General features: G+C 66.5%; 7 protein-coding genes. 4 read left to right on the top strand and 3 right to left on the bottom strand.

Annotated elements, in window-relative coordinates:
- Together B3587_RS08790 and B3587_RS08785 are read left to right on the top strand one after the other, a co-directional pair.
- Positions 1-1748: DEAD/DEAH box helicase (locus B3587_RS08790; protein ID WP_292727937.1), on the top strand; the 1748-nt coding region annotated here is incomplete at its 5' end.
- Positions 1749-1838: 90 nt separating this feature from the next.
- Complete coding sequence (locus tag B3587_RS08785; protein WP_228177233.1) at positions 1839-3122, top strand: ATP-binding protein; 1284 nt, start codon at positions 1839-1841, stop codon at positions 3120-3122.
- A gap of 158 nt (positions 3123-3280) precedes the next feature.
- Here the strand turns inward: B3587_RS08785 and B3587_RS08780 are convergent, their stop codons facing one another.
- The 3 genes from B3587_RS08780 to B3587_RS08770 are packed head-to-tail and all read right to left on the bottom strand — an operon-like array spanning position 3281 to position 5508.
- Positions 3281-3967 (bottom strand): low molecular weight phosphatase family protein, encoded by a 687-nt coding sequence (locus B3587_RS08780; RefSeq protein WP_292727935.1) that lies wholly within the window; start codon positions 3965-3967, stop codon positions 3281-3283.
- 42 nt (positions 3968-4009) lie between these two features.
- The gene (locus tag B3587_RS08775; RefSeq protein ID WP_292727933.1) at positions 4010-5296 is read right to left on the bottom strand and encodes a type II toxin-antitoxin system HipA family toxin; all 1287 of its coding nucleotides are present in this window, start codon (positions 5294-5296) and stop codon (positions 4010-4012) included.
- The gene (locus tag B3587_RS08770) at positions 5293-5508 is read right to left on the bottom strand and encodes a helix-turn-helix domain-containing protein (protein ID WP_292727931.1); all 216 of its coding nucleotides are present in this window, start codon (positions 5506-5508) and stop codon (positions 5293-5295) included. Before B3587_RS08770 ends, B3587_RS08775 begins: the two co-directional genes overlap by 4 nt.
- Positions 5509-5752: 244 nt before the next feature.
- On the opposite strand from B3587_RS08770, the gene B3587_RS08765 reads away from it, so the two are divergent.
- Together B3587_RS08765 and B3587_RS08760 are read left to right on the top strand one after the other, a co-directional pair.
- Positions 5753-5995 carry a helix-turn-helix domain-containing protein gene (locus B3587_RS08765; protein WP_292727929.1) on the top strand — a complete coding sequence of 81 codons (243 nt, stop codon included), beginning with the start codon at positions 5753-5755 and terminating at the stop codon, positions 5993-5995.
- Positions 5992-7229: type II toxin-antitoxin system HipA family toxin (locus B3587_RS08760; protein ID WP_292727928.1), on the top strand; the 1238-nt coding region annotated here is incomplete at its 3' end. The genes B3587_RS08765 and B3587_RS08760, both read left to right, overlap by 4 nt.

Here is a 7229-nt window from a genome sequence, read left to right as displayed (position 1 = left end):
TCGCCCTGAGCGTGCAGGTGCGCATGGGGGGTGAGGACGTCGACTTCGCTGCCCTGTCCCGGGCCCTCAGCGAGAACGAGCCGATCCTCGTCCTGCCGAGCGGCACCTACTTCTCGCTCGATACGCCCGAGCTGCAGCGCCTGCGCGAGATCATCGCCGAAGCCAGTGCCCTCTCGGACCGCCCCGTCACCTCGGTGCAGGTCAGCCGCTACCAAGCCGACCTCTGGGAAGAGCTCGTCGAGCTGGGCGTCGTCGCGCGCCAAGAGATCGAATGGTGGATGCGGGTGCGCGGTCTCAGCGACCACGATCAGCTCACCCCCATCGAGCCGCCCCCGACCCTGCGCGCCGAACTGCGCGACTACCAGCGCACAGGGTTCTCTTGGCTCGACTTCCTGCGCACCCACCAACTCGGCGGGGTGCTCGCCGACGACATGGGCCTGGGTAAGACCCTGCAGACCATCGCGATGATCGAGAAAGCACGACTCGATGCGCTTGAGACGGGCGACCAGCAGCATCCGCCGTTTCTCATCGTCGCCCCCACCAGCGTCGTCGGCAACTGGGCTGCCGAGTGCGCGCGATTCGCGCCCGAGCTGCGCGTCGCTGCGATCAGCGCAATGGGAAACAAGCGCGGCACGGCACTGGCCGACGAGGTCGCCGGGGCGCACGTCGTCGTGACCAGCTACGCGCTGTTCCGTCTCGAGTTCGACGCTTACGCGACCCTGGACTGGCAGGGGCTCATTCTCGACGAGGCTCAACAGATCAAGAACCCGTCGTCGCAGGGCTACAAATGCGCCCGGATGCTGGACGCTCCCTTCACACTGGTCATCACCGGCACTCCGCTCGAGAACAACCTGCTCGAGCTGTGGGCGCTCGTCTCGCTCGCGTGCCCGGGTTTGCTGGGAGGGCGCCGCAGCTTCACCGAGTACTACCGCACACCCATCGAACGAGAACGCGACAACGAACGGCTGCGGACGCTGCAGCGCCGCATCCGCCCCTTCCTGCTGCGCCGCACCAAAGAGCTTGTCGCATCGGAACTGCCGCCCAAGCAAGAGCAGCAACTCGTGCTCGATCTGCACCCGACCCACCGGCGGCTCTACGACCGCAGGCTCGCACGTGAGCGCCAGAAAGTGCTCGGTCTGGTCGACGACGTCGACGCGAACCGGTTCCAGATCTTCCGCTCGCTCACTCTGCTTCGCCAACTCTCGCTCTCGCCCGACCTGGTCGACGAAGGCGAAGCGCCCTCGGCAAAGCTCGACGCCCTCATCGAGCTGCTTCGCGAGGCAGCTGCCGAAGGGCACCGCGCCCTCGTGCTCAGCCAATTCACCCGCTTCCTCGGCCGCGCGCGGGATGCTGCGACGGATGCCGGGATCGCCTCGCTCTACCTCGACGGCTCAACGACCAACCGCGCTGCCGTCATCGACCAGTTCCGCACCGGCGACGCGCCAGCGTTCTTTGTCTCGCTCAAGGCGGGCGGTGTCGGGCTCAACCTCGTCGAGGCCGATTACGTCATCCTGCTCGACCCGTGGTGGAACCCGGCCGTCGAGGCGCAGGCCATCGACCGCGCCCACCGAATCGGTCAGACCCGGCCCGTCATCGTCTACCGGCTCGTCTCGAAGGGAACCATCGAAGAAAAAGTCATGGCACTCAAGACCACCAAAGCCCAACTGTTCGACCGCGTGCTCGACACCGACGGCGACGCCATCGGCGGCGGGCTCTCTGCCGACGACATCCGCAGCCTCGTCGACTGAACCGCGAATCCGGCGCGGAAATCTGCGTTTGGTAGCGTGAAAGTGCTGCGTTTGGTAGCGTATGGGTGCTGCTGATGGTAGTTTAACCGCATGGACGGCTACCTTCCTCGGTTGATGGATCAGCAGCTGACCGCTGCGCTCGGTGAGGTGGCAGCGGTAGCCGTCGAGGGTCCGAAGGGAGTCGGAAAGACAGCGGCGGCCACTCGCCAGGCCGTGAGTGTCATCCGGTTGGACGATGACTCGCAACGTCAGGCGTTCGAAGCCGACCCCAACCGCATCAGGTCGCTCGCATCGCCGCTGCTCATCGATGAATGGCAGCGATCACCACAGGCGTGGGACGTTGCTCGCCGATGGGTGGACGACGGAGCACCGACCGGAAGTGTCATCCTTACCGGGAGCGCACATCCGGCCGGAGCGGCTATTCACTCGGGAGCCGGCCGAATCGTTCCGCTTCGCATGCGGCCACTCTCGCTCGCCGAACGATTCCCTGGGACGGCGACCGTATCGCTGGGCGGCCTGCTGTCGAGCCAAGCGTCAGTCGAGGGCATCAGCAGCGTGGGGTTCCCGGAGTATGTTCGTGAAATCACGGCATCCGGCTTTCCAGGCATCAGATCACTCGCCCCGCGGGGTCAACGACTGCAACTCGACGCCTACATTGAGAACGTGATCCACCGCGAGTTCGCCCAACAGGGTCACGTCGTACGGGCACCCGACACCCTGCGGCGGTGGATGCGTGCTTACGCCGCCGCCACCGCGACCACGGCAAGCTACGCGACGGTGCTCGAGGCGGCCACGCCGGCTGAGGGCGCGAAACCCGCCAAGACGACAGCGATCGCCTATCGAGACGTGCTCTCGTCGCTCTGGCTGTTGGATCCGGTGGAGCCGTGGGTTCCGCGAGGAAATGAACTCGGTCGTCTTTCTCAAGCACCCAAGCACTTCCTCGCCGACCCCGCTCTCGTGTGCCGTTTACTCGAGCTCGACTCTGACGAACTCCTCGGATTCGACGGCGACGGATCGCGAACCTCGGAGTTCTTCGGCTCCGGTTACGGGCCGCTTCTCGGACGACTCTTTGAAGCGCTGGTCGCGCTCAGCCTCCACGCGTATGCATCCCACGCAGAGGCGCGGCTCGGCCACTTTCGCACCCGCAACGGCGACCGGGAAGTCGACTTCATCGTGCAACGAGGACGACGTGTTGTGGCCTTCGAGGTCAAGCTCTCGGCTGCTGTCGACGACTCCGACGTGCGGCACCTGCGCTGGCTTCGTGACCGCCTCGGGCCGCAGCTCGCGGATGCGGCAGTGATCACCACGGGCGAGCTCGCCTACCGAAGGTCGGATGGAATTGCGGTGATCCCGGCTGCACTGCTCGGGGCCTGACCTGAGCTGTCGCGCCTGCATAATCGCGGATCCGCGGGCGCGCGTTACTCAGGCCGGGAGGCGGGCTGTATGACAGGTATCCCGAGAACGGTGAGCGCTTCGGCTCGGCGGCAGGCGTAGGTCACGAAGCCGTCGAGGTATCGAGATAGACCGCCATCTCAGAAACGCTCGTCGTCGCGCAGCGCGTGCAGCTGCGGCGACAGCGAGTCGCCGGGCGCGGGCGGCATCAGCTCGGCGATTGCGCGACGCGAGACGAGAGCGCTGCGGATGACGCGAGCCACTTCCTCCACGGCCGGGAGGAGCTGGCTCATCGAGGTTTCGTAGGTGTTCCAGCTGCGGCCGGCCGGGTCGAGAACGTCATCCTCTGCCGGATCGGCTGGCGCGTCAACAGTGCCGCGGACGCTAAGCACCCGCGCGAGGGCAGCCTGGAACCGCGCTCGCGGGTCGTTGCCGGCATCCGTCGCAGCCTCGTGGATCTCGGCATCCGTCACGTGCCGTGACAGGCGAGCGAACTCGAGGATCGTGAACGCCTTGCGCAACAGCGACGGGTCGAGTTCGACCACGGCCTTGCGGTGCGCGCGCGTCATCGCCAGCACCAGGTCGCGACCGGCGAGCACCGGCTCGGAAAGACGCTTCGCCTGATGAGCCTCGATCTCTGCCGCCGGGATGCCGAGCTCAGCCGCGATCTCGCACGCGTGCTCGGTCATTGCCTCGCCCGGACGCGGCTGCGTCCCGGCGCTCGCCACCTCGACCGGCAGATCGGCCAGAAGGAGACGCAGGTACAGCTCCGACAGGGGAGAGCGGACGATGTTGCCGGTACAGACGGTGAGGATCTCGATCGGCATGAATCGAGGGTACCTGGGGGCGTTTCGTCTCGCTTCGCTCGCTCACCGAACGCGGACGAGCGGGAGGCGGCGAACGCCTGCCAACGCGGCATCCATCACCGCGACAGCGTCGGGGGCGAGCGTGAAGTCGGCCATGCTGGCTCGAGCAGCCTCGAAAGCTTCGACGAGACCCGATCTGATCTCGTCAACGACTGAGGATGCATCGTTCGGGGGTACACCGAATCGCGACCCCGTGCGGACGAGACCTGCCACAGAGATTCGGTCGAGTGCGTACTCGCCCTCCACGCTCATGGCGCTGCTGATGATCGCGGAGCCATCCCAGTACGCGGCGTACGTCAGCAGATCGTAGAGTGGCGCGAGCCGCACCGAGCGGCCCCTCAGCATGAGGGAGTAGTTCTTGGCGTGAGCATCCGTGCACCCCGCCACCACGTTGAAGACGAACGCGCGGAAGAACGCGGCGCCGGTCGCCTCGCGATCCGCGACGAGCGGCAGGGAACCGATGAGCTGAGCGATGCTGGCCACGCCCGGTCCGCCGTCGCGTTGCTGGTATTTCTTTGACGGCGGCACGCTGAGCGCCTGGCACATGTCCTCTTGGTGGAGGCGATGCCACCGCCCATCCGTCCGCTGGCGGTCGTATCTCTCGCTGATCAAGACGTTCCAGTCGCCGATACGGCCGAGCCGCGCGGTTGCGACATCACACCCAAGATGAGCCGCTGCGCGCAGAGTGAGTTGCTCAACCACGTCGATGCGGCGGAAGGTACCGACGACCGGCTTGAGGATGTGCGTGGTCGGTTGGCTTCCCTCAGGAACCGCCCAGCGGCCATCCGGCATCCGGAACAACGCGATCTTCGGTTGCGCGCCGGCGATGCTGAAGCGCCCAGCGCCATCCCCGACAGCGACGCCGTCGGTGTACTCGGTAACCACCTGGTCGAGCATCCGAGCCACCTCCGCCTCGGTGACCGGCCGCGCGCTCTGTTCGGCGCGCGCGTCGCTCGCGAGTTCAGCGGGCGGAAGGATCTGTACCGCGCCCGCCGCATCTGCCCCAATGTGCTCGAGGAGCGCGAACGGATTCCCGGGCGCCGCCCCGAAGCGTCGTCCGATCGCCCGGAGCGCCTCGTCGTTGTCGGGGAGCAGCCCTTGAAGCCAGGGGAGCACCACGCGCTTTCGGTGTGTCGACGCACTCAGAGGCATCGCGAGCGACAGGGGAGTCGCATCGTGACGATCTCGGTAGTCGGCGTCATAGGTGAAGCTGACGTTTCCTGCTGCCGACTGGGTGAGCATCCCCGTCGGGATGCCATCCAGATACACCGCCAGTTCGGATGCCGTCACCGCAGCACCTGCCCGGTCGTGAGATCCCGCAGCGCGACCTCGTAACCGAGCGCCTGGAAGAGATCGAAGAGCTTCGCTGACTCGACCGTCGGCTTGCCCGACTCGACATCGGCGACGAAGGATCGTGACAATCGCGCTCGTGTGGCGAGGTCTTGCTGTGTCCAGCCCCGCAGCGTGCGCAGCTCTCGCACAACTGCCGACGCGTCGCGCATTGTCAACACTCCGGGCCCCCTGATCAGTCCGTGCAGCCATACGGCTGCACGAGCGGTTGTCGCCGTACGGCTGCATTCTACGTTGTCGCCGTACGGCTACACAAGGCTTGGGCTCGGGGTGCGTCACTCGAGTCTTGCTGCTCCCTGATGTTGTTTCGGGAATCGGCTGCGGGGTGATTCCCGAAATAACATCAAGGCGGGTATGATGTTGTAACGGGAATCACCGGCGTCAGGGGGACGTCCCATGCGAGTGCTCATTGACGACCCGAGCGACCTCGGGCGGGTCATCCGTCGCATCCGAGAACAGCATGGGTGGACGCAACGCCGACTCGCCGCAGCTCTCGGGGTCGGCCAACGCTACGTCCACGAACTCGAAACCGGGCGCGCGAAGAGGTTCGACACTCACTACCTGCAGGTGCTCGCCGCACTGGGCGTGCGACTGGTCGCCGAGGTCGACGATTCCGATCCCGCGGCATCCGAATCATGACCGACGCCCTGCCCGTGCGGCTCTATGACACAGGCATCGGAACGCTCGAACGCACGGCGCGAGGCGGGGTGGTTCTGCGCTGGTCGCGCGAGGCGATCGACCGGTGGGGTGAGAACTCCCGGGTTCTCAGCGCTGGCCTGCGCGTCGGAGTGGACGACGAGCACGCCTCCGAAGCGTTCTTCGGGGGGCTGCTTCCCGAGGGCGAGCACATCGCCCGGCTCGCGCGGGAAGTCAAAGTCGACCGTGGCGATGTCGTGGGTCTGCTGGCGGAGGTCGGAGCCGACCTCGCCGGGGCGTTGCGAGTGGGTCACCTCGAGGCTCAGCAGCGCGACCCCGAGAAGCTCGACATTGACGCCGTCGGGGCGCTCCTCGACCGTGCGAGCGGCTTCCTCATCGGCGGGGGAGGATCTGCGCTCCCCGGCTTTCAGCGCAAGCTCACGCTCACACGCCGTGACGGATCGTGGTGGCGTGGTAACGGCGTCATCCCCTCGACCCACATCCTCAAGCCTGTCGCGGCGGAATACGCGGCATCCGTCGAGAGCGAGAACTATGCGCTGCAGGTCGCGCGGCACGCCGGGCTTCTCGCATTCGAAACCTGGACCGAAACCGTTGCGGGCCGCCCCGTGCTTGTCGTCGAACGCTACGACCGCGTCGACGACGGTGACACTGTTCGCCGCATCCATCAGGAGGATGCCGCGCAAGCGCTGCGCCTGCCATGGGGTGGCAACGACAAGTTCGAGCAGAACAACCCCAGCGCCACCCTGCGAGGCATCGCGGGCCTTCTTGACACCGGACGGACCGTCTTCGAGACGCCGTACGCCGACCGGCTACGCCTCGCGCGATACGCAGCGTTCACCATCGCCGTCGGCAACACAGACGCCCACGCCAAGAACTTCTCTCTGCTGCACGATGATCGGGGGCGAATCACGCTGGCGCCCATCTATGACGCGGCGTCCCTCGCTCTGGCCTACGACGCGACGGATGCCCTCGCCCTGCGGATCAACGGGGTGACACGTCTTCCCGATGTCACGGCTGATGACCTGGTCGCCGAGGCGACGAGTTGGGGTGTGCCGGGCGGCGAGGCTCGGTCGGTGATCGATGAGACGCTCGCCGCCGTCGTCGAAGCAACACGCGAGGTGCCCGCGCACCCGGCGATCGAGTCGCACGTGCCCGGCTACATCCGCGGACAGGCAGAGAACCTGCTCGCCGGACGACCCGCACGGATCTCGTCCAC

The sequence above is a fragment of the Microbacterium sp. UBA837 genome (genome assembly GCF_002296025.1).
Classification (GTDB): Bacteria; Actinomycetota; Actinomycetes; order Actinomycetales; family Microbacteriaceae; genus Microbacterium.
This window is presented reverse-complemented; position numbering and strand designations above follow the sequence as displayed.

Bases quoted from the DNA above. Each gene is read 5' to 3' on its own strand.
- B3587_RS08785 (WP_228177233.1), top strand. From the start codon at position 1,839: ATGGACGGCTACCTTCCTCGGTTGATGGATCAGCAGCTGACCGCTGCG.
- B3587_RS08780 (WP_292727935.1), bottom strand. From the start codon at position 3,967: ATGCCGATCGAGATCCTCACCGTCTGTACCGGCAACATCGTCCGCTCT.
- B3587_RS08770 (WP_292727931.1), bottom strand. From the start codon at position 5,508: ATGCGCGACGCGTCGGCAGTTGTGCGAGAGCTGCGCACGCTGCGGGGC.
- B3587_RS08765 (WP_292727929.1), top strand. From the start codon at position 5,753: ATGCGAGTGCTCATTGACGACCCGAGCGACCTCGGGCGGGTCATCCGT.